Consider the following 24,415-nt stretch of genomic DNA (forward strand, 5'->3'; position numbering starts at 1 on the left):
GTCGAGCGGAGCTGATGCTAGGAATTCGACCGATTCGAGGCCAATCACATTTTCCGGATGTGCAATGCCAAATCCGGAATCAGGGCAGGCCCGCATTTTCTTTTTTATCGTGTTTCACGCGGTTTCAATGACGGAACTGGGGAAGGACCTCCGCGCCCCGTTTACCCACAATCAGGCTAGCAACATGTAGTCACAAGTGTTTCTAACGGCGCCCCTCCGGCTTCCCCCTGAAGAGGGGGCGACGCAAGTGACCATCGGCCTATCATGCGAGCCTTCTCCGGCGGTTAGCGAAGGGTGATGACAGCCGAGCCGGAGAGCATCGGCTAGTCAAAAGAAGGGAGGCCCTATGGAAGCAGTGTCCGTTATCCGTACTTTCGAGTCGGTCGGGAATGGTGGCTATGCGATGCCGGCAGTCAAGCGCCGGGTGTTGCTGGTGGATGACCATGAGCTGGTGCGCGCGGGGATCCGCACGCTGTACCAGTCCCTGGACGAGATCGACATCGAATGGGTGGAAGCCTCCTCGCTGCAGGAGGGCCTGCAGGCCTACAGCCATGGGGGCGCGGTCGACGCGGTGCTGCTGGACCTGAACCTGGGCGACTGCAAGGGCCTGCAGGGGCTGCGGCACTTCATGGAAACCTTCCCCGAGGCGCGCGTGGTCGTCTTCAGCGGCACGCAGGATGAATTCGTCGTCCGCCAGGCGCGGGCGCTGGGCGCGGTGGGCTACCTGCCCAAGGGCGCGCTGATGGCCGAGATGCGCAGCACGCTGCGCGCGCTGCTGGCCGAGGGGCCGCGCCATCGCGCGGCGCAGGCGGGCTCGCTGTTCCCGCGCTTCCCGTCGTCGGCGATGTACGACCGCGTGGCCGAATTGGGGCCGCGCCACCTGGAGATCCTGGAGCTGGTCCTGTCCGGCTGCAGCAACCAGGAGATCAGCACCTCCACGCAGCTGTCGCTGGGCACGGTGAAGAACTACGTGTCGTCGCTGCTGCTGGCGCTGGACGTCAAGTCGCGCTCGCACATGATCAGCCTGTTCCGCTGACGGAGTGGCCACGGTTCACCGCGGCGGCGGCCGCGGGGCGACGGGGCCGGCGGCCCCCGACACCACCTTCCCGCCGACCGAGATCCTGATCGACTCGCCGGACGTCCCAGACGTGCCGGCGAGTGCCATTTCGGGCACCGCTCACGCCGCCGCGCGTGCCGCCCCGGCACGTCCGGCCACCGCCGGCGCCGCGGCGCCGAGGCAGGAAGCGGGACTGCTCAGCGACGCGCCCGCCGCCGCGCCCCACGGCGACGGCGCGCCGTCTCCCAACGCCGCGCCGCGCCCGCGTCGAGCCAAGCGCCCGCCGCGTTCGGGCCTGTTCGTCGCGGTGGCCGGCGCCACGCCGGACACCGACGAGGCGATGCAGGAGGGCCAGCGCCGCGAGCGCCGCGCGATCGCGCGCCGCCTGCAGGACGCCGGTTTCGAAGAGGCCTGGAGCCACTGGCCCTGGCTGCTCGTGGCCGTCGCCGCGCCGCTGGTCTCGGCGCTGCTGCGTGGGGCGCCGACCCCGGGGCTGATGGCCTGGATCGTCGGCGTCATCGCGCTGGCGGCGGGCTGCGTCTTCACCGCGCGCTCCCTGTCGCACCGGGCCGCGCCGCGCGGCCATGACCATCGCGGGCCGGCGCTGTTCAGCGACCGCGAGGGGCGCCGCCTGCTCTATCTCCAGGCCGCGGGTTGCCTGGGCCTGCTGTGCCTGCACCCCTGGCTCGCGGAGTCGCCGGGCTCGCGCGGCCTGCTCACCGGACCGCTGCTCGCCGCCGCCGCCGCGGTGATCGGCGTGCTGCTCGCGCCGATGGGACGCTGGGCGGCGGTCATCGCGCTGCTGCCGGCCTCCGAAGGCCTGGCGCGCCTGTTCGATCCCGCCGCCCGGCCCGGCGCAGGGCCGGTCTGGTTCCTGGCCGCGGCGGTCATCGGCGGGCTCGCGCTGCTCGAGCACCACCGCTGGCAGCGCGCCAAGCGCCTGCTGATGGAGCAGGACCTGCACGTCAGCACGCTGGAGCACGACCGCGACGGCGCGATCCGCGCGGACCAGGAGAAGAGCCGCTTCCTGGCCATCGCCAGCCATGACCTGCGCCAGCCGGTGCATGCGCTGGGCCTGTTCGCCGCCAGCCTGGAGCGGCGCCTGCAAGGCACCGAGGAAGAGCCGCTGATCCGCAACGTCATGCGCTCGATCGAGGGCCTGGAGCGCTCCTTCAACGCGATGCTGGACATCTCGCGGCTGGACGCGGGCACGGTCGATCCGAACCTGCAGCACTTCCCGCTGCGCGACCTGTTCCGGCGCCTGCACATGCACTACGCCGGCCAGGCGGAGGCGTCCGGGCTGGGGCTGCGCTTCTCGCCGGGCGGCAAGTCGGTCACCAGCGATCCGCAACTGCTCGAGCGCATCCTGGGCAACCTGATCCAGAACGCGCTCAAGTACACGGAGGAGGGCGGCGTGGTGGTGGTGGCGCGCTCCACCGCGACGCATCTGAACCTGGAGGTCTGGGACACCGGCATCGGCATCAAGGCCACCGACCTGCCGCGGGTCTTCGCGGAGTTCTATCAGGTCGGGCAGAGCGAGCGCAGCCGCACGCAGGGCCTGGGCATGGGGCTGGCGATCGTCAAGCGGCTGGCGCACCTGCTGGGCTACCGCCTGATGGTCGCGTCGCGGCCGGGCAAGGGGACGATGTTCCGGCTGAGCATCCCGCTGGGCGGCCTGCCCGAGATCCCGGAGTTCACGACCGCCGCCGACACCGTGCCGATGCCGGTGATGGAGCCGCGCTCGGTGCTCGTGATCGACGACGAGGAGTCGATCCGCATCGGCCTGAAGCTGCTGCTGGAGGAGTGGGGCTACGAGGCCATCGTGGCGGCCACGGCGGTCGACGCGGCCGATGCGGTCCGGGCGCGGGTGCTGCCGCCGGACCTGATCCTGTCCGACCTGCACCTGGGCGACGGCCCGGACGGCATCGCCGCGATCCGCGCGGTGCGGGCCTTCTGCGGCACCGACGTGCCGGCGATCCTGGTCACCGGCGATACCAGCCGCGAGGAACTGCGCCGCGCGACCGAAAGCGGCCACACGGTGCTCTTCAAGCCGCTGCAGCCGCGCAAGCTGTTCAACGCGCTGCGCGGCATGGTGTCCTGAGCGGCGGGCGAGCACCGCGCGATCCGCGCGCGGGTCGTGCCCGGGCACGCCGGTGGCCCCTATATTCACGGGTTCTTCACGCCGCTCCGAGATGTCCTCGACCGCCCACTTCGCTCCCCCGTCCCCGCGCCGCCTGCAGGCCGCCGCATGGGCCCTGCGCATCCAGTTCTTCGTCTCCGGCGCGCTGTTCGCGACCTGGGGCGTGCACGTTCCCACGGTGAAGGCGCATTACGGCCTGGGCGAGCAGTCGCTGGCGATCGCGATGCTGGCCTCGGGCGTGGGCGCGTTGCTGGCGCTGACGCAGGCCGGCCGCGTGGTGGCGCGCTTCGGGCCGCGCGGCGTGGCGGGACTCATGGGCGTGCTCTGCGCCAGCGGCGTCTCGCTGCTGATCGCGGCGGACGCGTACCTCGGCCTGGTCGGCCTGCTGATGCTGTTCGGCGCCACGGCCAGTCTGTTCGACGTGGCCATCAACGCCGAGGCGACCGAGATCGAGCGGCTCGCCGCCCGCCCGCTGATGAGCGGCTTCCACGCGATGTTCAGCCTGGGCGGCATGGTCGGCGCGGGCGTCGGCAGCCTGCTGCCCAGGCTGGGCTGGACGCCGCAGACCCATCTCTTCGCGGCCTGCGGCGTGGGCATCGCGCTGATCCTGGGCGCCTGCGCGGCGATGCTGAAGATGCGCACCGAGGCCGGTGAGAAGCAGCCGATGAGCCTGCCGCGCGGCGTGCTCGCGCTGATCGGCGCGCTGGCCGCGCTGGGCCTGATCGCCGAGGGCGCGATGTACGACTGGAGCGTGCTGTTCATGAAGCAGGAGCGCGCCAGCGATGCCAGCGTCGCGGCGCTGGGCTACGCCAGCTTCAGCCTGGCGATGGCGCTGGGCCGCTTCGGCGGCGACTGGGTGCGGGCGCGTGTCGCGCCGGTGCCGCTGATGGCCGCCAGCGGCCTGCTCGCCGCGGCCGGCATGGCCGCCGCGCTGCTGGTGCCGGTGGCCGGCGCGGGGCTGCTCGGCTTCGCGCTGGTGGGGCTGGGGCTCTCCAACGTGGTGCCGGTGCTGTTCTCGGCGGCCTCGAAGGTGCCCGGCGTCAGCGCGGCGCACGGCATCGCGGCGGTGTCGTCGCTGGGCTACCTCGGCATGATGGCCGGGCCGCCGCTGATCGGCATGATCGCCGAGCATTCGTCGCTGACGGCGGGCCTGGCCTGCGTGGTCGTCTTCGCGCTGGTGATGGCGATGAGCGCGCAGCGCGCGCTCGGCGTCACGCAGCCGCGCGGCGCCGAGCCGGCCTCCGCGGACTGATCACCCGCGCGGCACCGGTGGGGCGCCGGTGGGGCGCGCGACGGCGAGCCTGTAGGCGATCGACCGACACGCGCATCGGGCGATGACTGCCGCCGGCTTGCGCCATCGGCCTCGTGTCAGGCCGGGCGGCCTTCACTACAGTTGATCCTGACAACGGAATTCGAGCTTCCGTTGTTCATGCTTCTCTCTCGCATGGTCCGTCTTTTCCCTCTGCAGACGGACGAACTTTCGGCCCTGGTCTCACGACCAGGGCCTTTTCTTTTTCCTCGCCGGTTCAGACCGGCAGCAGCCCCATCGTCATCGCCTTCAGCGTCGCCGCGGCGCGGGTGCTGCACTCGAGCTTGCGGAACGCGCTCTCCAGATGCGTGCGCACCGTGGCGGGACTGATGCCCAGCACCTTCGCCGCCTCCTTGTTGCTGTCGCCGACGGCGATGCGCGCCAGCACTTCCGTCTCGCGCGCCGAGAGCGACACCGCGGACGCGCCGGCCGGCGTGGCGGGCCGAGCCGGCCGGCCCGTGGCGCCGCAGACGGCCGCCATGGCCTGCGCGTCCAGCCGGCCCGCGTCGACCTCGGCGCGCAGCGCCTCGCGCGCCGCCTCCTTGTCGAGCGCCGCCACGCCCGGCCGCGCGGTGCGCACGGTGACCCAGCGGGACGCCGCGGCCAGCACGCGCGCCGGCATCGGAATGGCCGCGCCAGCCACGCCCCGGAACGCGCCCGAGCCATCCATCCGTTCATCGACGTAGGACGCGAGCTCCGCCTCCTCTTGCAGGGCCATCAGCCGCCGCGCGGCGCGGCCGGTCCAGTAGGGCATCAGCCGCAGGCGCTCGCGGTCGGCCTCGCCGAGCCGGCGGCCGTCCTGCCAGAGCGCGTTGGGCACCGAGGCCCGCCCGATGCCATGCAGCAGGCCGGCGCGATGCAGCCGTTCCTGCTCGGCCGGGTCGAGTCCGAGCGCGATGGCCGCATCACGCGCCGCCTCGGCGACGCGGCGCGAGAGGCCGGTCATCCACGGGATCTTCAGGTCGATGACATCGGCGACCAGCTCGAGCGGCGTCTCGAGCGTCGCCAGTCCGCCGCCGAGGCCGGCATCGAATCCGCCGGCGCCGTCCTCGCGTTCATGCGCGCCGTCGTCGAGCGCGGCCATCCATCCGGCGGCCTCCCGCGCGACGGCATCGACCAGCGCCCTCGGGTACTTCCCATCGGCGCGCTCCGCGATGTACCGCAGCGCGGCCGGCAGGCCGTGCACGCGCGAGAAGATCTCCAGATCACCCGCCAGCGCGACGTGGAAGACGACGGCCGGCACCGCGTCGCCGCTCAGGCCCGCCGGCTTGCCGCCGCCATCCCAGGTCTCGAAGAGGCAGCGCATCGCCTGCTCGATGTCGGCCGGCAGGCCGAGCAGGCGCGCGATCTCGCCGGCGACCTCGCAATGGATCAGCGCGGCATCGCCGAAGGTGCCCGCCAGCGCGGTGGCCTCCGAGGCCGACGCCATCGACAGCATCGCGTCCCGTCCCCTCACGTCGTCGCCCATCAGCACCGAGAACTCCGGCGCGTTGGCCGTGCAGCCGGACCAGCGCAGCAGCGCGACGCAGGCCGCGTGACCGGCCGGTCCCGGCGCGCCGATGCCGGCCGCGCGCGCGGCCTGCGCGATGCGCGTGGCGAGCCACGCGGCGCGGGTCGAGTGATCGACCGGCTGCCCCATGCTGAGGTCGCCGACGAACGCGAGCGCGCGCACGGCGTCAAGCACCGGCACGCGCGAACCCGGCGGCGCCGGGGCGAGGGAAGGGGAGTCGGGGTGGGGGGCGGTGGAACGGGTCACGGCGGGGTCAGGCGTCGATGGCCGCGGGCGCGCCCGGGGAGCGGGGCGCCCGCGGCCGGCGCGGACCTTACCGGGATTGGCGCACGGCGTCCAGGATCACCTTCGCGACCGCTTCCGGCTGCGATTGCTGCGGCACGTGGCTGCTGTCCACCTTGGTCACGCGCGAGCCCGCGCGCTGCGCCATCGCGGCCTGCGCCTCGGGCGCGATCATGCGGTCGGAGGTCGCCAGCAGATACCAGGACGGCTTGGTCTTCCAGGCCGGCGTGCCCACCGTCTGCTCGAAGGCCTTGGCCTGGATCGGACCCTGCGTGGCGGTCATCACGGCGGTGGCCGAGGCCGGCAGGTCCTGCGCGAAGTGGTGGCTCATGCCTTCGGCGCTCAGGCTCAGCCAGCCCTGCGCGTCAGCCTTGAAGTGGGCCGAGCCGGACGGCACCGGGAAGCCCTTGCCCTGCTCGGCGGTGTTCTGGCCGGCGTCCGGCGCGAACGCGGCGACGTAGACCAGCGAGGCGACCTTGGGCGAGTTACCGGCCTCGGTGATCACCGTGCCGCCCCAGGAATGGCCCACCAGCACGACCTTGCCCGGCTGCGCGTCGATGGCGCGGCGCGCGGCGGCGACGTCGTCGGCGAGCGAGCTCAGCGGGTTCTGCACGGCGGTGACCTGCACGCCCTCGCGCTGCAGCAACGGGATGACCTTGGCCCAGTCGGAGCCGTCGGCGAAGGCGCCGTGGACGATGACGACGGAGGGCTGGGCAGCCGGCGTGGCGGCCAGGGCGGCGCCGGAGAAGCCGGCGGCGGCGAGGGCGGTGGCGGCGGCAGCGGCGGCGAGGAGTCGGCGGGACAGGTTCATGGTGGGCTCCGGTGAAGGGTGTGGGGTGTTGGAACAGGACTCGACTGTCCGGGAAAGGGGCCCGCGCCGGTATCGGACGAATGTCCGAGGCCGGTCCGGCGGCGCCATGGCCGAGCGGTGATTGCCCATCGGTGTTTCCCCCGAGGCCGCCACACTCGCGCGGCGGCCGTCCCCCGCCGGGCAAGCCCTGACCCCGGCTTGTCCCCGGCCTGATCGGGCCCTGCCCGATACAGGGTAGGGAAACAACTCCCCCTTCTCCAAGGGGGAACCGGGTCATGCCCCTCTCCTGGGGGACGTGACATGCGTCACAGAATCGACACGCCCGAAGGCCGCCCCTCCCGCCGGCCCTCAGCAGTCACGGCGGCGCTCCGCATCACGGAGCGCCGCTGTCCAAGTCCAGGTGGACATCCCACCTTCCTTTCGAAGAAGGACGCAGCAATGTTCAAGAAAACCTGTCTGGCCCTGGCGCTTCTCGGCGCCGCGGCCGCGGCCCAGGCGGGCCCGACACTCATCAACGAGGGATTCGACAACGTCGACACGCTGGCCGGCGCCGGCTGGATCCGCTCCAACCAGGGCAGCGGCGATGGGCTGACCGTGCCCTGGTATCAGGGCGATCAGTCGTTCTTCACCGCGCTCAGCGGCGCGCCCAATGCCTACATCGCCAGTAACTTCAACAACGTGCCCGCGGGCGGCACGTTGTCGAGCTGGCTGATCAGCCCGGTGTTCTCGACCGCCGAGAACCTCGAGGTCTCCTTCTGGGCGCGTGGCGACATCGTTCCGGGCTACATCGACCAGCTGGCCTACGGCCTCGTCGACGCGGCCGGCATCTTCAGCAGCTTCGTGCCGCAGGCCACGATCACCGCGCAGGGCGACTGGACCCGCTACAGCTTCCTGCTGGGCGGCCAGGGCGCCGGCGCCACCGCGCGCTTCGCGATCCAGTACATCGGCAGCGCGGACCAGGCGAACTACGTCGGCGTGGACAACGTCGCCGTCAATGTGCCGGAGCCGTCGAGCTGGGCGCTGGCCGGCATCAGCCTGCTGGGCCTGGCGGCCGCCCGCCGCCGCCGCGCGCAGCGCTGAGCCTTCGAGTCATCGACGCATCCGAGTCATCTCCGCAAGGACCACGACCATGATCACCCGCATTTCCCTGGGCCTGGCGATCGCCGCGGCCCTGCCGCTGGCGGCGCAGGCTCACGAAGCCGCCGCTCCGGCGACCCCGGACACCGCCGCCGCCGCGCCCGCCGCGCCCCAGGAGTCGCTCGTCATCGTGCGCGACGCCGACACCGGCAAGCTGCGCCCGGCCACCGCCGAGGAGCATGCCGCGCTGAAGGCGCTGCCCGCGTCGGGCAAGGCCCGCGTGGCGTTCCGCGCCATGGCCATCGGCCCGCAGCTCAAGCGCCACAGCAGCGGCGCGGTGGGCATCCGCGTCACCGACGACATGGCCAGCCAGTCGGTCGTCGTGCGCGGCGCCGACGGCAAGCTCATCGAAGCCTGCTTCGCCAGCAAGGAAGAAGCCGAGCACTTCATGAAGTCCGGCGCCACCGCCGCCAAGACGGCCCTGCCCACGGAGTAAGCCATGCAGAAGACCTTCAAGAAAACCCTGCTGCGCTCGGCCGTGCTGGCCGCGCTGTGCGGCGCCGGCCTGGCGCAGGCCGCCACCATCGTGATCCAGAGCCGCGACCCGGCGGGCGTGGGCTTCAACGACCCGACGCCGGTGGCGCCGGTGGGCGGCAACCCGGGCACCACGCTCGGCGAGCAGCGCATGTACGTCTACCGCTACGTCGCCGACGTGTGGGAGAAGGCGCTGGACAGCAACGTCACGATCACCGTGAACGCCGGCTGGCAGGCGCTGAGCTGCACCTCGTCGTCGGCCACGCTGGGCAGCGCCAGCCCCTGGAACCTGTGGCACGACTTCGCCGGCGGCGACGCGGGCACCTGGTATCCGCAGGCGCTGGCCAACAAGCTGTCCGGCGTCAACCTCAGCGAGGGCATGCCCGATGACGGCACCGGCTACGCCGGCGTCGACATCAAGACCCAGTTCAACGTCAACCTGGGCCAGCCGGGCTGCCTGGACGGCTCGCCGTTCTACCTCGGCCTGGACGGCAACTTCGGCACCGGCGTGAACTTCGTCGAGACGCTGCTGCATGAACTGGGCCATGGCCTGGGCTTCACCGTGCTGTCGGTGCAGACCTCCACCGGCAAGCGCATCAGCGCCGACGGCAGCGTGTACGCCGACGACGGCCTGCCCAGCATCTGGGAGCGCTACATGTTCGACAACACGGCCGGCAAGTCGTGGTTGAACATGACCAGCGCGGAGCGCAAGGCCTCGGCGATCAACCCGCTGGGCCTGGCCTGGACCGGCCCGAACGTGGTGGCCGGCGCCGGCATGCTGTCGGCCACGCCGGTGCTCAAGGTGGCGAGCTCCGCGCCCGGCGCCTCGGGCCAGTACCCCTATGGCACCGCGTCCTTCGGACCGGCGGTGAGCAGCGGCCAGGGCCTGGGCGCGCTGGCGACGATCGCCGCCCCAGCCGCCGGCCAGGGCCAGGGCTGCACCGCGTTCAGCGCGGCGGACATGGCGGCCGTGACCGGCAAGGTGGCGGTCATCGATCGCGGCATCTGCGGCTTCGCGGTCAAGGCGAAGAACGCGCAGAACGCGGGCGCGGTCGGCGTGATCATCGCCAACAACGTCGCGGGCGCCGCGCCCGGCCTGGGCGGCTCCGATCCGACCATCACCATCCCGACGGTGAGCGTGTCGCAGGCGGACGGCGTCAAGCTGCGCTCGGCCATCACGGCGTCCATCCCCTACGGCACGCGCAGCAAGCCGGGCGTGGCGACGGGCTCGCTGACCAGCGACCCGAGCCGCCGCGCCGGCGCCGACGCGCTGGGCCGTCCGCTGCTGTACACGCCGAACCCGCTGGTGCCGGGCTCGTCCGTGTCGCACTGGGACGTGTCGGCCTCGCCCAACCTGCTGATGGAGCCCAACATCTCCCCGGACCTGGGTCTGGTGCTGGTGCCGCCGAAGGACCTGACCAAGCCGCTGCTGAAGGACCTGGGCTGGTGATTCCGGCTCCAACCGCGCGACGGACGCGGTGAGCCCCGAAGCCCGGTGCGCGAGCACCGGGCTTTTTCGTCTTCCTTGCCCGGTGCGAGCGCACCGGGCTTTTTCGTTTGCCGTGCCGCCGCGCGCATATCGATTCGCCATTTCCTTCGTGGCCGCGGCACGCATCGCTTCCTACAGTCGCCCGCAGGGCCCGATGGCGAGCCCGTGAAACAGCGAACTGAAAGGGCGGCGATGAATCGAACCTGGATCCGATGGCTGGCGGGCGCGCTGATGCTGGGCGCCGGCGTGCTGGGCGCGAGCGCGTCCTCCGCGCAGACCCGCGAGGTGACCTTCGCCTACCAGGACATGCTGGTGCCGCTGCGCACGCTGATCGAGTCCGGCGAGGCATCGACGAAGCGCCCAAGGTGCTGCTGATCTACCTGTCGTGCTTCGCGCCGCTCGCGCTGGCGGCCCGCTCGGGCATGCGCGCCGCGTCGCCGGAGCAGCTGCAGGCGGCGCTCTCGATGGGCGCGAGCCGATGGCAGCTGCTGCGCCACGTCGCGCTGCCGGCGGCGCTGCCGGAGATCCTCGTGGGCATGCGCATCGCGGTGGGCTTCGGCTGGACCACGCTCGTCGCGGCGGAGATGGTCGCGGCCTCGTCCGGCCTGGGTCAGATGGTGCTCAACGCGTCCAACTTCCTGCGCACCGACATCGTCCTGATGGGGATCCTGGTCATCGGCGGCGTGGCCTGGGCGATCGATCTGCTCATGCGCCACGCGGAGCGCCGGCTGGTGCCGTGGCGCGGCCGGGGCTGAGCCCGGCGGTGACCCCGGCAGTGACCCCCGCCAGATGCGCCCGCAGCGCCTTCGCGGCGATGCCCCGGTCGTCGCCATGCAGGAAGGCGCTGACGCCGGCTTCGCACCAGGCCTCGTACTGGCCGCCGGCGCGCGGGATCGCGCAGAAGGGCACGCCGCGCGCGCGGCAGGCCGCGGCGACGCGATGGATCGCGTCCTGCACCGACGGATGCTGCGCCTGGCCCGGCACGCCCAGCGACTGGGACAGATCGATCGCGCCTTCCAGCACCATGTCGATGCCGGGCACCGCCGCGATGGCATCGATGTGCTCGACGCCCAGCGCGTCCTCGATCATCGCCACCACCATCACCTCCCGGTTGGCCATGGCCATGTAGTCGATCAGCGGCAGCGTGCCGAAGCCGGTGGTGCGGCCGCCGCTGATGCCGCGCTCGCCCAGCGGGTGGTAGCGCGCCGCGCGCACCGCCTGCCGGGCCTGCGCGGCATCCTGCACCCGCGGCACCACGATGCCCATCGCGCCGGCATCGAGCGCGCGCAGGATGGGCCCGGGCTCGACGCCGGGCACGCGCACCAGCGGCGTCAGGCCGCAGCACTCGGCGGCGCGGATCAGGTCCTCCAGCGTCTGCGGATTCACGCCGACATGCTCCAGGTCCAGGATCACGAAATCGAAGCCGGCGTAGCCGATCATCTCGACCAGCAGCGGCGCCGGGATCGAGTTGATCAGCCCATGCACGCGCCGCCCGGCGGCCAGCCGGGCGCGGAGTTCATTCGGCCGCAGCATGGGCGTCCTCCACGGGCAGGAACTCCTGACGCGGCGCCGGATGGCGCAGGAAGCCGTGGTGCGAGATGTGCCACGCGTAGGCGCCCGCGAAGGGGAACACCACGAGGTCGCCGGCGCGCACCCGCGCCACCGGCGCGTCGAAGGCCAGCACGTCCTTGGGCGTGCACAGCTGGCCCACGACATTGACCGTCGCGTCGCGCAGCGCGGGCCGCTCCCAGGGATAGGGCCAGTGCTCGACCGGCAGCACCGTGAACGGATGGCTGTGCCCCTGCGCCGGCGGCGTGCGGAAGTGATGCGTGCCGCCGCGCGCGACGACGTAGTCGCGGCCGAAGGCGTGCTTCAGGTCGATGACCTGCATCGCGTAGTAGCCGCATGCGGCGGTGATGTAGCGGCCGCATTCGAAGCGCAGGCGCGGCAGCGACGGATCGCGCTCGCACAGGCGCCGCAGGCCCTCCGAGAACGCGGCCAGGTCGAACTGGCGCGCGGGCTCGCGATAGTTCACGCCGATGCCGCCGCCGACGTTGATGTGATCGATGGACAGGCCGTGCACGCCGCACCAGTCGCGCACCTGCGCCGCGTAGCCGGCGATCAGTTCGACATGGGCCGCCGCGTCGAGCTGATGCGACAGCAGGTGGAAGTGGAAGCCGCGCAGGCGCAGCGATGGCGAATCACGCAGCAGATGCAGCGCCTGCGGCAACTGATCGGCCGGGATGCCGAAGGGCGTCGGCTTGCCGCCCATCATCAGCGTCGTGGCGGCCAGCCCGGGCAGCGACAGATTCATCCGCAGCAGCACCGGCGCCTGCCGGCCCTGCGCGGCGGCCAGCCAGGCCAGGCGCCGCAGTTCGTTCAGGCTCTCCACGTGGATCGCCTCGACCTCGGACTGGATCGCGAGCCGCAGCTCCTCATCGGTCTTGCCCGGGCCGCTGAAGATCACCGGCGTGTCGGAGAAATGCTCGCGCACCCAGGCCAGCTCGCCGCCGGATGAGACCTCGAAGCCGGCCACCAGCGGCGCCAGCGTGCGCAGCACCGGCAGGTCGGAGTTGGCCTTGATCGCGTAGAAGAGCTCGCAGCGCGGCGGCAGCGCCGCGACGACCGCCGCCGCGTGGCGGCGCAGCGCCTCGAGGTCATAGACATAGGCGCAGAGCGGTTCGGACGTCTCGTCCAGCAGCTCGCGCAGGCGGCGCTCGACCGCCTCCATTCGCAGTTCCATCGGGATCCTCCGCGTTCAGCCGGCCAGCGCGATCGGATTGCCCACCGGCACGTAGCCCGCGTTGCGATCCGGCCGTTGCAGGAAGCGGTTGCTCAGGTTGGTCTTGCCCGGGAAGGGCTCGCCCGCCAGCACCGCGTTGATGCGGCGCGCCGACGCGGGATTGCCCCAGCGCGCCTGATAGCGCTGCAGCTGCTGGCGCACGACGGCCCACAGCCGCAGTTGCATCGCCGTGTCGTCGGCCGCCAGCTGCGCGATCGCCTCGGCGAAGTTGTTGACGAACAGGCAGTAGGCGATGCGCTTCCAGCCTTGCTCCTCGCCGTACCAGAGCGCCTCGCGCGCCCGCGCGCTGACACCCTCCAGCGTGTGCTGCGGATGGAAGGCGGGAACCAGCTTCACGCCCTCGAAGTCGCGCAGGAAGAGCTGCCGCGGCCAGCCATCCTGCAGGCCCAGCAGCACGTTCTGCAGGTGCGGCTCGAAGATCACCCCATGCGCGAAGGCGCAATGCAGCACCGGCGGCATCAGCAGCTCGACGTAGGCCGAGAACCAGCGCTCGAGCACGGCCGCGCGCGGACTACCTTCGCGCGCGGCGAGCGCGTCCAGCAGCGCGCCCATGCGCTGCTCGCCGTAGACGTGATTGCCGAACAGCGAGCCCGCCAGCAGCGCCGTCGCGCCCGGATGCAGCCGCGGCTCGACGCTGCGGCGCAGGATCATGCCGAAGGCCTCGACCACCTCGCGGTTGCGCGCCTCGTCGGCGTCGCGCAGGTCGACCGACAGGAAGGCCGGTTCCTCCAGCACTTCCAGGCCGGGGAATTCGCGCTGCAGGCCGGGCAGCAGGCCGCGCAGGATGCGGCTGACCTGGGTCGCGCCTTCGAGCTCGTACCAGGCGTTCTTGCGGACGCAGTTGGTCAGCCGCACATGCAGCGAGAACTTGTAGAAGAACGGATTGCCCGGTTGGTAGAGCGTGCGCACCGACGAGGTCGCATGGAAGGGCTCGCCGTGCTCGCCGAGGTGGCGCAGCCGGCCATCGGCGATGGCCTCGCGCACCAGCGGCAGACGCAGCAGGTGGGCGGCTTCCCACGGATGCACCGGCACGGCCACGTAGCCCGGGTCCACCGCCAGCGCGCCGGTGGCGACGAGTTCCTCGCAGCGTTGCGGCAGCAGCGATTGCTGGATGACGAACTCCTCGCGCACCGCGAACCAGTGCAGCGCGAAGCGCGCGCCCAGCTCCGGCGAATAGCGGCGCAGGTCCGGCGCGGAGAAGCCCTGGCGGCTCTTCGGCGCCGGATGGAAGGGATGGCCGAAGACCAGCGATTGCTCCGACTCGATGAAGGCCTCGACGGGATCGGAAGGGATCGTGGCGGCGGGCGGCGTGCGCAGCGCCAGGGTGGCCATCGCGACGCTGTCGCGCACCTGCGTCATCAGCTCGATGTTGGACGGCACGTCGTGCCGCAGTGCCATCTCGCGCAGCAGCGCGGCGGCCTGGCTCTGCCAGTCCAGCAGCGTCCAGGGTTTGCCCGGCGCCTTGTGGAAGACCGGCGAGCGGTAGCGGAAGCTGCCCGTCAGCGCCGGGCCGGCGACCACCACGAGCAGACGCTCGCCGCTGTGAGGCAGCTGCACGTGCAGCACCTGGCCGCCTTCGCGCTGCAGCGTCAGCTGGATCGCGGTGGGCCAGTCGTTCTGCCAGAACATCGGGCCCACGCTCATCTCGCCGGCGGGGCCGGCGACCTCGCGGCAGTAGCAGTTGAGCAGCGACTCCTGGCTGCGCTGGCCCGCCGCGCTGGCGGCGAGGTCGGTCAGCGCATCAGGCCGGACTTGGGTCTCTTGCATGCGGATACTCCCAGGGATTCATTCAGGAAAAAGCCGGCCTGGGCCCTGCGCCTGAGCGCGAGCACGGCCAGCCCGATCAGCGCCGGCAGCAGCGCGGCGGCTGCCAGCAGGAAGGGCGAGCGCAGTCCGAAGGCCTGGGCGACGACGCCCGCGGCCAGGCCGGCGGCGACACCGCCCCATTTGGAACTGCTCTCGAACCAGCCGAAGCTGCGGCCCGCGTTGCCGGCATGGACGGTGGCGGCGATGAGCCCGTGCAGCGCGATGAAGCCCAGCGTCATCGCCACGCCCATCAGCAGGCGGCAGGCGATCAGCAGCAGCGTCGAATCGGCCGCCGCCTGGCCCAGCAGCGAGACCAGCAGCGCGGTGAAGGACACGGCGAGCCAGGCGCTGCGCCGGCCCCTGGCGCTCCAGCGCGTCAGCGGCCAGGCGGCGACCAGGTAGACCGCGTGCGGCAGGCCGAAGAGCAGGCCGGCCGCGGCCGTCGACAGGCCGGCGAAGTGCTGCTGCACGTGCGGCGCGAAGTACGGGAAGGTCGACACCGTGCCGAACACGAAGACGAACTGCAGCAGATAGACGCCGCGCGCGGACAGCTCCGGCGCGGCCGCCGGCGGCGCCTTTCCCGGCGCGCGATGGACCGCGCCGCTGGCGGGCAGGAAGGCGGCCAGGCCAGCGGCCGCCAAGGGCAGCAGCGCCATCCAGCGGTAGACCTCGATCGGCGAGCCGCCGCCGGCCTGCAGCACCAGCCCCAGCGCCGCCGGCGCGGCCACCAGCGCCGCGCGCGCCGACCACTGCATCGCGGTCAGGCTGCGCGCCAGCGCGGGGCCGCTGGCGACGGTCGCGAGGTAGGCGTTGGACGCGGCGAAGGTTCCGCCCAGCAGGCCCTGCAGCGCGAGCGCCGCGGCGAAGGTCCAGGTGCTGGTGGCGAAGCCGGCCAGCAGGAAGCTGGCGGCCAGCCCGAGCTGCGCGCGGATCAGCAGACGCTTCTTGCCGTAGCGGTCGGCGAGCCGTCCCCACCACGGGCTGCTGAGCGCCGCCAGCAGCGTCGGCAGCACGTAGAGCCAGCCCGCGAGGAATCGGGCGTCGTTGTGCAGCGACTGCTCCAGCACCAGCCCGAAGAAGGGCGGCATCCCCAGCGCCGCGAACGAGGCCACGAAGTGGCCGGCCATCACCGCCGGAACGACGATGCGCGATCCTGCGGCGCTCACGCGGGGAACTTCAGGAAGTTGGGCGCGGTCTTGCCGTAGAACTTGTTGACGTCGGCGGCGCCGGTGGTCGCTTTGTCCAGCAGCGTGGCGGCGGTCAACAGGTACTTCAGGCAGAGCTGGTCGTCGCGCAGCAGCGTCTGACGGGCGAGCTCGACATCGCCGCCGGCCGCGGCCAGCTCGTCGAGGATCGCCGCGACGCGGTCGCGCACCGCCGCGTAGGCGCGCGCCCGGTCGAAGCCCGGCACCTTCGCCGCCAGGCCCTCGACCAGCACCGCGATGTTGAGCTGCAGCGTGATCGTCGTGAACATCTGCGCCAGCGGCAGCTCGTCCGGCACCAGCAGCCGCGGGTCCTCGAGCGCGTCCAGCCGCGCGGCGAGCGGCGGCGAGACCTCGTTCAGCTTCGCGCGGTGCAGGCGCGCGGCGTCGTTGTCCTTGAGCAGCAGGCGCAGGCGCGGTGCGGCCTCCGACAGCACGACGACGGAGTTCTGCTGGTTGGACTCCAGCGCGATGCCGTAGCGCACCCACAGCGTCAGGTGCAGGCGCAGCGTGAGGTCGAGGTACTCGTCGAAGAATTCCGCGAGGTCGCCGCCATGGAAGCGGTCCGCCAGGAACTGGCTGACGCAGCGGCCGTCGGCCGTGCCGGCCAGCAGGCCGGCCACGGGCACCGGCGTGCTGCCGCGCAGGGCCTGCGCGGGATAGCGGCGCACGATCATGCCGAGGAAGTTGTGGCCGCCGACATGCGCGCCGGTGTCCTCGCGGGTGAGCAGCACGCGCTCGCGCAGCGCCGGCTCGGCGGCCAGCACCGCGGCAAGCAGGTCCTGCACGCGCTGGCCATCGCCGATCGTGCTGGGCTTGATCGTGCGGATGTTCTTCGCGCCGAGCGTGCGGATCGTCAGCGGCAGCTTGATGTGCCACTCCGGCGCGTCCAGCACCACCAGCGAGCGCACCGACAGCGTCGGCGTCACGCGCAGATGGGTCCGGGGCGCGCGCCTCACGCGGCCGGCGAGCCCGGCGCCCTCGAGCATCGCGTCGAGCCCGTTGCGCCACAGGAAGGGATGCACTGGCATGAGGGCGTGGTCCGCCTCGAGCGCGGCGGGCAGGCCCACGTCCGCGAAGCCCGGCCAGCCCGGCGGCAGGCCGTCGCCGCGCGGGTGATGCAGCGCGCGCGGCACCGCCAGCCAGTTCAGCTCGAACGAGGGCGCGAACTCCGGCGCGTAGCGGCGCAGGTGCTCGACCTCGAAGCCGAGCTTGGCGCGCGCGGTCGGATACAGCGGATGGTCGAGGTAGGACGCGAGGCGGTCGTGATGCTGCATGCGCGCATGCCACTCGCCCGCCTCGGCCTCGGCCGCCGCCTGGGGCGACGAGGCAAACCAGTCGCGGCGGGCCGACTCGGCGGCGCGCCGGTGCGCGAGCGCGACCTCGCTTTCGACGGCGAAATCGGCGAAGCGCGCGGCGGTCTCGGCATCGCAGCCGTCGGCGAAGCGGGCGAGGATCTCGCCGATGCCGAACAGCGCCTCGACCCGGCCCTCGCGCTCGGACAGCAGCGGCAGCCGCGACAGGCGCCAGGTCTGCATGAAGCGCTCTGGCGCCACCGGGATCCAGAGACGTCCCGGGCCCAGATGCTCGATGGCGAGCCAGGCGTGGCCGCCGGGCAGCGTCATGCCGGCGGCGATGGCCGCTTCCTGGATCATCCGGCCCTGGCTGACGCAGCCGCGCACGTCCTCGCGCAGCAGCGCGTCGATCACGCGCGTGGCGATATGGACGGCGTCCGGATCGGCCAGCGCCGGGCCTTGCGGGTCGTGGCGGTTCATGCCCGGATCTCCCAGGTCAGGCGGCGCGACACCTGGTCCATCGCGGCGGCGAGCCGGCCCGCATCGGGACCACAGCCGCGCAGCACGCCGAGGTAGTCCTTGTTCGAATGGGTCAGCGAGAAGCTGTCGCCGGTCGTGCGCAGCGGCTGGAAGGACAGGCGGGCATGCTCGCCGTCCTCGGAGAAGGCGATGGGCGCGCTCGCGACCGCGCCGGCCTGCGCCGCGACGAAGTAGCGGATGCGCGCGGCATGGTCGGCCAGGCGCAGCGACGGCAGCGGCTCGCCCAGGTACAGGCGCAGCACGGTCTCGAACAGCGGGATGCCCAGCGTGTCCTGCAGCAGGAACTCGCGGTAGTCGCCGATGTTGCGGTAGTTGATCTCGATGAGACGCGGGCCGCGCTCGGTCATCACGTACTCGGTGTGGCAGGCGCCGAAGCCGACGCCGAAGGCGCGGATGATTTCCAGCACCCGGGCCGCCGGGCCTTGCGGCGCGCCGCTCTGCCACACGGCCTCGTGCTCGACGAAGTGCGGCGGCGGCGAGAGCTTGACGCGGAAGCCGCCCAGCACCGCCATGTCGCGGCCATCGCCCAGCGTCTCGAGCGTGTGCAGCGGGCCGTCGATGTACTCCTCGATCAGCATCGGGCGGCCGGGATGCCCGGCCCAGACGCGCGCGCACTGCTCGCGCAGCTCGGCGGCGTCGCGCGCCAGGCTCACCTGCAGGCTGGCCACGCCCTCGCGCGGCTTGACCACGACGGGGAAGGGCGGCGACGCCACCGCGTCCAGCATGTCCGGATCGCAGACCGTGGCATGCCACAGCGTGTCGATGCCCAGCGCCGCGAGGCGGCGGCGCATCTCGGCCTTGTTCTTCGCGCGGTAGGCGGTGTGCCAGTCCTTGCGCGGCAGGCCGAGGAAGTCCGCCACGGCCGCGGTGCTCGTCTGCAGGTGGTCGCTGTTGGAGAACACCGCCGCCGGCCGGCCGGCGCGATGCGACAGCAGGTCCAGCACGGCGATCGGATTGAAGACGTCGCAGCTCAGGATCTCGTCCGGATACGCCGCCAGGTCCGGCCTGGCGAAGTGCGCGCGATGCGCCTCCGCGCAATCGGTCACCAGCGTGACGGCCAGGCCCAGCCGCCGCGCGGCGGGCAGGAATCCTTCGTTGACGGCATCGGTGGGCACGTGCGCCAGCACCACGAGTTCTTTCATTGGCTTTCTCCCTGGATCGGTGACGGGGGTCAGAGGTTCATCAGATGTCCACTTGGAGGCGGGCCATCACGGCCCGGCCGGGCTGGGGCATGCGGCCCTGGCTGTAGTCGACGCCGCGGAAGTAGTAGTCGCGGTCGAAGAGGTTGTTGACGCCCAGGCCCAGCGTCATGCGGGTGCCGGCCCAGGTGAAGCCGCGGCTCACATGCGCGTTCATCAGCCAGTAGCCCGGGATGCGGCCCGCGGAGCCAGTGGCCGTTTCCGCGACGGTGTTGGCGCCGTCGCTGAACATCGCGCTCTGGTACTGGCCGTTGAGGTTCCAGCTCCAGTTGTCGACGCGGTAGCGGACGTCCAGCGCCAGCTGGTGATGCGGCGCGTAGGGCAGGTCGTTGCCGAGGAAGGCGCCGGAGCGCTGCTCGGTGTCCACGCGCGTATAAGCGGCGCCCAGCTCGAGGCCGCGCAGCATCGCCGGGCGCCACTTGGCCTCGAGTTCCGCGCCCTGGTGGCGGGCGCGGCCCAGGTTGCGGTAGCCGGCGGTGGCGCTGATGAACTCGAGCTTGTTGTCGAAGTCGAAGCGGAAGGCCGTGGCGGTGAGGTCCAGCGAGGACGTCGCGGCCCAGCGCGCGCCGGCCTCGTAGTTCTTCGCGCGCTCGGCGGCCAGGTCGCCGCCGAAGGTGATCTGCGTGAACTGCACCGGCCGCAGCGAGCGGTGCGCGTTGGCGAAGAGGAAGACATCGGCGCTCGCCTGGTAGCCGACGTCCAGGCCGGGCAGCCAGTCCTTGGTCGGGTTGTCGGTCTGCGCCTGCGTGGCGTTGTTGCGGTAGCGCAGGCGCAGGTCCTCGTGGCGCACGCCCGGCGTCACCTTGAGCTGGCCGTCCAGCAGCGAGAAGGTGTCGCTCAGGTAGGCGGCGTAGGCGTCGCTCTCGAAGCGCCAGTCGCGCGTCACGCTGTAGGCGCCGGTGGCGAGCACGCGGCTGTCGACCTTGTAGTCGACCTCCTCGCGCATCAGACGGGCGCCGACCAGGATCTTCTGCGGCACGGGACCGCGCAGGTCGATGCTCAGGCTCGGCTCGGTGCCGTAGACGCGGAACTCGCGCGGCGAGGTCTGGCGCAGCGTCGAGAGCGTGTCGGCGTTGGTCGCGTTGCCGAACTCGAACACGCGCGTGCTGCGGTGGCCGAAGGTCTTCCACGTGAGCTGCGTGCCGGTGCCGAAGTCGTGGCTGAGGATCAGCGAGCCGCGCGTGGTGTCGCCGTCGAAGCGGTCCAGCGGCCGCGTCGACTGGTGGCGGTCCTGCTCGTAGGCGGCCGGCGTCAGCGCGCCGGGCAGTTCGTTGCGCGTCAGGTAGCGCTGCAGGCTGGCGCGGACCTCGGTGCGGTCGGTGACCAGCCATTCGGCATCCAGCGTCACGTTCTTCACCGAGGTGTCGGAATGGGCGCGTTCGCCCTCGCCATCGATGACGTTGGCCTGCAGCTGCACGCCGAGGTGGTCGTTCAGGAAGCCGCCGGCGCGCACGTAGCTGTCGGTCAGCACGCGGCCGGAGCGGCCGATGGTGAGGGATTCGCTCGCCGTGAAGGTGGTCTTGGACGGGATCCGCTTGGTGACGAAGTTGATGACGCCGCCGACGTTGTTGGGCCCGTAATGGACGGCGACGCCGCCGCGCACCACATCGATCGCCTCCACCGACTGCATCGTCAGCGGGAACAGCGAGGCGCCGGTCTGGCCGTACGGGGCCAGCGTCATCGGCATGCCGTCCTGCAGCAGCAGGACCTGCTCGCTGCGCAGCGGGTTGAGACCGCGCACGCCGATGTTGGGCAGCGTGCCGGAGCCGTTCTCGTCGACCACCGTGATGCCCGGGACCTGGCGCAGGGCGTCGTCGACGCTGCGGGCGCCGCTGTCGAGCAGATCCTTCGCGTCGATCGCCGTGCGGGCGCCCGGATGCTTGCGGGCGCTCGCGGCGGTGGGCGACCCCAGCCAGCCGCCGCTCACGGTGACGGTGTCGAGCCGCGAGGGCGGCGCCGCGGCGGCCTGGGACGCGGCGGCCTGGGACGCGGCGGCGTCGGCAGCGGCCGGGGCGGCTTCCTGGGCCTGGGCTTGGGCCGCCGCGCAGGCCGCGGCGGCGATCATCAGTCGCGCCGCGAGCGTGACGGGGGAGGGGATCGGACGGTGGACGGGTTCTCCGCGCATGGCTTCTCGATTTCTGGTTGTCCGGCGTTGCGCCTGTGGATCGGTGTCAGATGCAAATGCGAACGATTTGCATCGGCGGCCATCCTACACAGGTTTTCCCTGATCGGCGTGAATGTCCCCGTGAGCAAAAGTGAACGCGCCGAGGAGCGCATCCGGGCGCGACGCCGCGGAGAAGCGAGGCATAGTCCGGACGCATGGTGAGCCCCGGGCCAGGAGACCAGCGTTGAGCAGGACAAGGACCCCCGCATGCTGAAGCGGCTGCGCCGCTTCTTCCGATCCATCGCCGGCGGCGTGGCCGCCGCGGGGCTCGCGACCGGCGCGCTCGCGCAGGGTCTCGCGCTCACCCATCACACCCAGTCGGACGGCCTGTCCAATCTGGCGGTGACCGCGCTGATGCAGATGCCTGATGGCCGCCTGCTGATCGGCACGGAGAACGGCCTGTACCGCCACGACGGCGCCCGGATCTCCCGCGTGGACGAGCGGGACGCGCCGATCGGCAACCGGCTCGTGAGCGGCATGGCGCCCGACGGCCGGGGCGGCTTCTGGGTCGCGATGATCAACGGCGTCTTCCATCTGGACGAGCGCGGACTGGAGCCCGTCGACATGGGGCAGCCCAAGGTCGTCGTGCGCCAGGGGCAGCGCGCGATCGCCGCCACCGCGGATGGCGGTGCGCTCGTGGCCGCGTTCGATGGCCTCTATGCGGTGCGGCGCGATCCCGCCGACGGGCGCCTGCGCGCCTCACTGGCCTTCCCGCAAGAACTGCGCGACGGAGAGCCGTCGCTGACGGCGATTCATGCCGTGCTGGCGGAGCCGGGCGGCGGCTGGTGGATGGGCTGCGGCCAGGCGCTGTGCCACTGGCAGGGCGGGACGCTGCGGCGCTTCGGCGAGCGCGACGGCGTGAAGCCCGCGCGCTGGGCCAACCTGCTGCGCGCGCGCGATGGCGCGCTGTGGGCGCGCAGCCAGGAGCAGGTGCTGCGCGCGGCGCCGGGCGAACCGCGCTTCGAGGACCTCACCCCGAAGCACCTGAGCCAAGGCACCGTGCTGCTGCACCAGCCGCTGGTGGAGGACCGCCAGGGCCGCATCCTGACGTCCAGCGACGCCGGCCTGCTGCGCTGGGAATCGGGCCGCTGGACGCGCTTCGGCGAGGCGCAGGAGCTGGAGCCCGGCGGCATCCACGCGATCCTGCAGGATCGCGATCGCGACCTGTGGATCGGCACGGCCGGGCACGGGCTGGTGCACTGGCGCGGCTATGAACACTGGCGCCACTGGACGCGCCGTCAGGGCGTGGGCAGCGACGATGTCTGGTCATTCCTGGACGATTCGCACGGCCGGCTGTGGCTGGGCACCGGCCGCGGCGTGACCCTGATCGACACCGCGGGCGCGGGCGCGTCGCCGGTCACGCTGCCGCGGCGCGGCACGTCCGACCAGGTCGGCGGACTCGCGCGGGATGCGTCGGGCCAGGTGTGGATGGCCACGTACGCGGGCGAGCTGCTCCGCCTGCGCGGCGACGCATGGCAGCGCGTGGCCGCAGGCCTGCCGCTGGTGCTGATGCTGCACGCCACCCCCGATGGCGGTGTGTGGGTCGGGGCGGACAAGGGGCTGTATGCGGTGCCCCCTTCGGAGACCGGCGCCGCGCATCCGAAGCTGCTTCCCGCGCCGGGCATGGACCCGCGGCGCGCACTGTCGATGACGGTCTTCGCCGCCTGCACGACACCGCCGCGCAGAACCTGGTTCGCCACGTCGGCGGGGCTGATGGCCCATGACGCGGCGTCCGGCATCACGCAACCCAAGGTCGCCAACCTGCCAACCGGCCTGGCGGTCGAGCAGATCGCCTGCGGCCGCGACGGCACGGTCTGGGCGGGCACGCGCGACGGGCGCCTGTGGCGGATCTCCGGCAGCGGCGGGACCTGGCGCGCCCAGGCGCTGCCGAGTGAAACGGCGCTGGGGCGGCGCTCGGTGATGGCCCTGCTGTCCGACCGCCGCGGCTGGCTGTGGGCGACGACCGACGACGGCGTGCTCGTCTGGAACGGCAGCGCGTGGCGGCGCTTCGATGAGAGCAATGGCCTGGGCTGGAACGACTGCAACCAGGGCGCGCTCCATGAGGATGCGTCCGGCGGCATCTGGATCGGCACCAGCCGCGGCGCGACGCAGGTGATGGCGCCCGAGCGGTTGCTCGACCCCGTGCGGGTCGACCTGCATTTCACGCAGGTGGCGCGCGATGGCCGGTCCATGCCGCGCGACCGCGCCTGGACCGCGGACTGGTCGGCCGGCGCGCTGCAGATCGCCTGGGCCGCGCCGGCCTTCATGAACCGGCCGGCGCAACAGGTGCGCTACCGGCTGCGCGGGCTGAGCGAGGAATGGAGCACGACGCGGCATGACGACGTCAGCTTTCCCGCGCTGGCCGGCGGACGCTACGTCTTCGAGGCCCAGGTGGAGAACCCGGACCTGGGCGTGGTCTCCGGCATCGCGTCGCTGTCCTTCGAGATCCGTCCGCCCTGGTGGCGCAGCGCCTGGGCCTGGGCCGCCTATGCCGCGATGGCGGCGGCGCTGGTGGCGCTGGTCTATCGCTGGCGGATGCGCGCCTGGGTGCGCCGGCAGCGCGAGCTCGAGGCCCTCGTGGGACTGCGCACGGCGGAGCTCAAGGATTCCTACGAGCAGATGCGCACGCTCGCGCTGACCGACGGATTGACCGGCGCGATGAACCGGCGCGCGATCGCCGACATGGCGGCACGGGAGCTGGCGCGGGTGCGGCGCGGCGAGGCGGCAATGACCTTGATGCTGATCGACGTCGATCACTTCAAGCGCATCAACGACACGCACGGCCATCCGGCCGGCGACGCGGTGCTGGTGCAGCTGGTGCAACGGCTGCGCCTGGCGATGCGCGACTACGACGCGATCGGCCGTTGGGGCGGCGAGGAGTTCCTGCTGTTGCTGCCGGGGATGTCGCTGGCGCAGGAGGACGGCCGGCGGCGGGTCGAGCACCTGCAGCGCAGCGTGGGCGCGCAGCCTTTCGACATCGGCGCCGGCGGGCCGCTGACCGCGACCTGCAGCGCCGGCGCGATCGGCGTGGAAGCGGGCGGCGATGCGTCGCTCGAGGCGTTGATCGAGGGCGTCGACGCGGCGCTCTACGACGCCAAGCATGGCGGTCGGAACCGGTCCGTGATCGCGTCGTGATTCTTTGGTGAGAAGTCGGGGGCAGGCCTTGCCGGATGTTGTGCGACTCCGACGGCAAGCGG

General features: G+C 72.2%; 17 protein-coding genes and 1 pseudogene. 9 read left to right on the forward strand and 9 right to left on the reverse strand.

Annotated features, from left to right (window positions below):
- The first annotated feature begins 403 nt into the window (after positions 1-403).
- From ACEN96_RS15075 to ACEN96_RS15085, 3 genes are all read left to right on the forward strand, one after another.
- Positions 404-1,036: a response regulator gene (locus ACEN96_RS15075; RefSeq protein WP_495583906.1), complete on the forward strand. Its 633-nt coding sequence runs from the start codon at positions 404-406 to the stop codon at positions 1,034-1,036.
- 4 nt (positions 1,037-1,040) lie between these two features.
- Positions 1,041-3,158, forward strand: coding sequence for an ATP-binding response regulator (locus ACEN96_RS15080; protein WP_495583907.1), 2,118 nt, complete (start codon positions 1,041-1,043; stop codon positions 3,156-3,158).
- Between the two features lie 91 nt (positions 3,159-3,249).
- Positions 3,250-4,449 carry an MFS transporter gene (locus tag ACEN96_RS15085; protein WP_495583908.1) on the forward strand — a complete coding sequence of 400 codons (1,200 nt, stop codon included), beginning with the start codon at positions 3,250-3,252 and terminating at the stop codon, positions 4,447-4,449.
- Between the two features lie 274 nt (positions 4,450-4,723).
- Here ACEN96_RS15085 and ACEN96_RS15090 read toward each other — a convergent pair whose 3' ends face one another.
- Entirely contained in the window at positions 4,724-6,262 is a 1,539-nt protein-coding gene (locus tag ACEN96_RS15090; RefSeq protein WP_495583909.1) for an HD domain-containing phosphohydrolase, read from the reverse strand.
- A 67-nt stretch (positions 6,263-6,329) separates the two neighbouring features.
- Positions 6,330-7,109 carry an alpha/beta hydrolase gene (locus ACEN96_RS15095; protein ID WP_495583910.1) on the reverse strand — a complete coding sequence of 260 codons (780 nt, stop codon included), beginning with the start codon at positions 7,107-7,109 and terminating at the stop codon, positions 6,330-6,332.
- A gap of 438 nt (positions 7,110-7,547) precedes the next feature.
- Between ACEN96_RS15095 and ACEN96_RS15100 the strand changes: the two genes are divergently transcribed.
- The 5 genes and pseudogenes from ACEN96_RS15100 to ACEN96_RS15120 form a co-directional block, all read left to right on the forward strand.
- On the forward strand, positions 7,548-8,189 hold the full coding sequence (locus ACEN96_RS15100) for a choice-of-anchor J domain-containing protein (protein WP_495583911.1): 642 nt from the start codon (positions 7,548-7,550) through the stop codon (positions 8,187-8,189).
- 49 nt (positions 8,190-8,238) lie between these two features.
- A complete protein-coding gene (locus ACEN96_RS15105; protein ID WP_495583912.1) occupies positions 8,239-8,682 on the forward strand; it encodes a post-PEP-CTERM-1 domain-containing protein in 444 nt (147 codons plus the stop codon).
- A gap of 3 nt (positions 8,683-8,685) precedes the next feature.
- Complete coding sequence (locus ACEN96_RS15110; protein WP_495583913.1) at positions 8,686-10,170, forward strand: PA domain-containing protein; 1,485 nt, start codon at positions 8,686-8,688, stop codon at positions 10,168-10,170.
- 231 nt (positions 10,171-10,401) lie between these two features.
- Positions 10,402-10,584, forward strand: coding sequence for a hypothetical protein (locus ACEN96_RS15115; RefSeq protein ID WP_495588695.1), 183 nt, complete (start codon positions 10,402-10,404; stop codon positions 10,582-10,584).
- A pseudogene (locus ACEN96_RS15120) lies at positions 10,554-10,964 on the forward strand (ABC transporter permease subunit); the annotation flags it as partial. The gene ACEN96_RS15115 and the pseudogene ACEN96_RS15120, both read left to right, overlap by 31 nt.
- Here ACEN96_RS15120 and ACEN96_RS15125 read toward each other — a convergent pair.
- The 7 genes from ACEN96_RS15125 to ACEN96_RS15155 are packed head-to-tail and all read right to left on the reverse strand — an operon-like array spanning position 10,915 to position 21,179.
- A complete protein-coding gene (locus tag ACEN96_RS15125) occupies positions 10,915-11,742 on the reverse strand; it encodes an HpcH/HpaI aldolase family protein (RefSeq protein ID WP_495583914.1) in 828 nt (275 codons plus the stop codon). The pseudogene ACEN96_RS15120 and the gene ACEN96_RS15125 sit on opposite strands and share 50 nt — an antisense overlap.
- Entirely contained in the window at positions 11,726-12,952 is a 1,227-nt protein-coding gene (locus tag ACEN96_RS15130; protein ID WP_495583915.1) for a type III PLP-dependent enzyme, read from the reverse strand. Before ACEN96_RS15130 ends, ACEN96_RS15125 begins: the two co-directional genes overlap by 17 nt.
- Before the next feature lie 15 nt (positions 12,953-12,967).
- Positions 12,968-14,779 carry an IucA/IucC family protein gene (locus ACEN96_RS15135; protein WP_495583916.1) on the reverse strand — a complete coding sequence of 604 codons (1,812 nt, stop codon included), beginning with the start codon at positions 14,777-14,779 and terminating at the stop codon, positions 12,968-12,970.
- Complete coding sequence (locus ACEN96_RS15140) at positions 14,746-15,984, reverse strand: MFS transporter (protein ID WP_495583917.1); 1,239 nt, start codon at positions 15,982-15,984, stop codon at positions 14,746-14,748. Before ACEN96_RS15140 ends, ACEN96_RS15135 begins: the two co-directional genes overlap by 34 nt.
- Entirely contained in the window at positions 15,981-17,795 is a 1,815-nt protein-coding gene (locus ACEN96_RS15145; protein WP_495583918.1) for an IucA/IucC family protein, read from the reverse strand. Before ACEN96_RS15145 ends, ACEN96_RS15140 begins: the two co-directional genes overlap by 4 nt.
- Entirely contained in the window at positions 17,792-18,997 is a 1,206-nt protein-coding gene (locus tag ACEN96_RS15150; protein WP_495583919.1) for an ATP-grasp domain-containing protein, read from the reverse strand. Before ACEN96_RS15150 ends, ACEN96_RS15145 begins: the two co-directional genes overlap by 4 nt.
- Positions 18,998-19,037: 40 nt before the next feature.
- Positions 19,038-21,179 carry a TonB-dependent receptor family protein gene (locus ACEN96_RS15155; RefSeq protein ID WP_495583920.1) on the reverse strand — a complete coding sequence of 714 codons (2,142 nt, stop codon included), beginning with the start codon at positions 21,177-21,179 and terminating at the stop codon, positions 19,038-19,040.
- A gap of 246 nt (positions 21,180-21,425) precedes the next feature.
- On the opposite strand from ACEN96_RS15155, the gene ACEN96_RS15160 reads away from it, so the two are divergent.
- Positions 21,426-24,353 carry a diguanylate cyclase gene (locus ACEN96_RS15160; protein WP_495583921.1) on the forward strand — a complete coding sequence of 976 codons (2,928 nt, stop codon included), beginning with the start codon at positions 21,426-21,428 and terminating at the stop codon, positions 24,351-24,353.
- Positions 24,354-24,415 lie beyond the last annotated feature (62 nt).

This window comes from Roseateles sp. Mitsp63 (assembly GCF_059491535.1).

Coding starts and splice junctions, on each gene's coding strand:
- ACEN96_RS15150 (WP_495583919.1), bottom strand. CDS start 18,997: ATGAAAGAACTCGTGGTGCTGGCGCACGTGCCCACCGATGCCGTCAAC.
- ACEN96_RS15135 (WP_495583916.1), bottom strand. CDS start 14,779: ATGCAAGAGACCCAAGTCCGGCCTGATGCGCTGACCGACCTCGCCGCC.
- ACEN96_RS15155 (WP_495583920.1), bottom strand. CDS start 21,179: ATGCGCGGAGAACCCGTCCACCGTCCGATCCCCTCCCCCGTCACGCTC.
- ACEN96_RS15125 (WP_495583914.1), bottom strand. CDS start 11,742: ATGCTGCGGCCGAATGAACTCCGCGCCCGGCTGGCCGCCGGGCGGCGC.
- ACEN96_RS15085 (WP_495583908.1), top strand. CDS start 3,250: ATGTCCTCGACCGCCCACTTCGCTCCCCCGTCCCCGCGCCGCCTGCAG.
- ACEN96_RS15100 (WP_495583911.1), top strand. CDS start 7,548: ATGTTCAAGAAAACCTGTCTGGCCCTGGCGCTTCTCGGCGCCGCGGCC.
- ACEN96_RS15105 (WP_495583912.1), top strand. CDS start 8,239: ATGATCACCCGCATTTCCCTGGGCCTGGCGATCGCCGCGGCCCTGCCG.
- ACEN96_RS15110 (WP_495583913.1), top strand. CDS start 8,686: ATGCAGAAGACCTTCAAGAAAACCCTGCTGCGCTCGGCCGTGCTGGCC.
- ACEN96_RS15075 (WP_495583906.1), top strand. CDS start 404: ATGCCGGCAGTCAAGCGCCGGGTGTTGCTGGTGGATGACCATGAGCTG.
- ACEN96_RS15160 (WP_495583921.1), top strand. CDS start 21,426: ATGCTGAAGCGGCTGCGCCGCTTCTTCCGATCCATCGCCGGCGGCGTG.
- ACEN96_RS15115 (WP_495588695.1), top strand. CDS start 10,402: ATGAATCGAACCTGGATCCGATGGCTGGCGGGCGCGCTGATGCTGGGC.
- ACEN96_RS15130 (WP_495583915.1), bottom strand. CDS start 12,952: ATGGAACTGCGAATGGAGGCGGTCGAGCGCCGCCTGCGCGAGCTGCTG.
- ACEN96_RS15095 (WP_495583910.1), bottom strand. CDS start 7,109: ATGAACCTGTCCCGCCGACTCCTCGCCGCCGCTGCCGCCGCCACCGCC.
- ACEN96_RS15145 (WP_495583918.1), bottom strand. CDS start 17,795: ATGAACCGCCACGACCCGCAAGGCCCGGCGCTGGCCGATCCGGACGCC.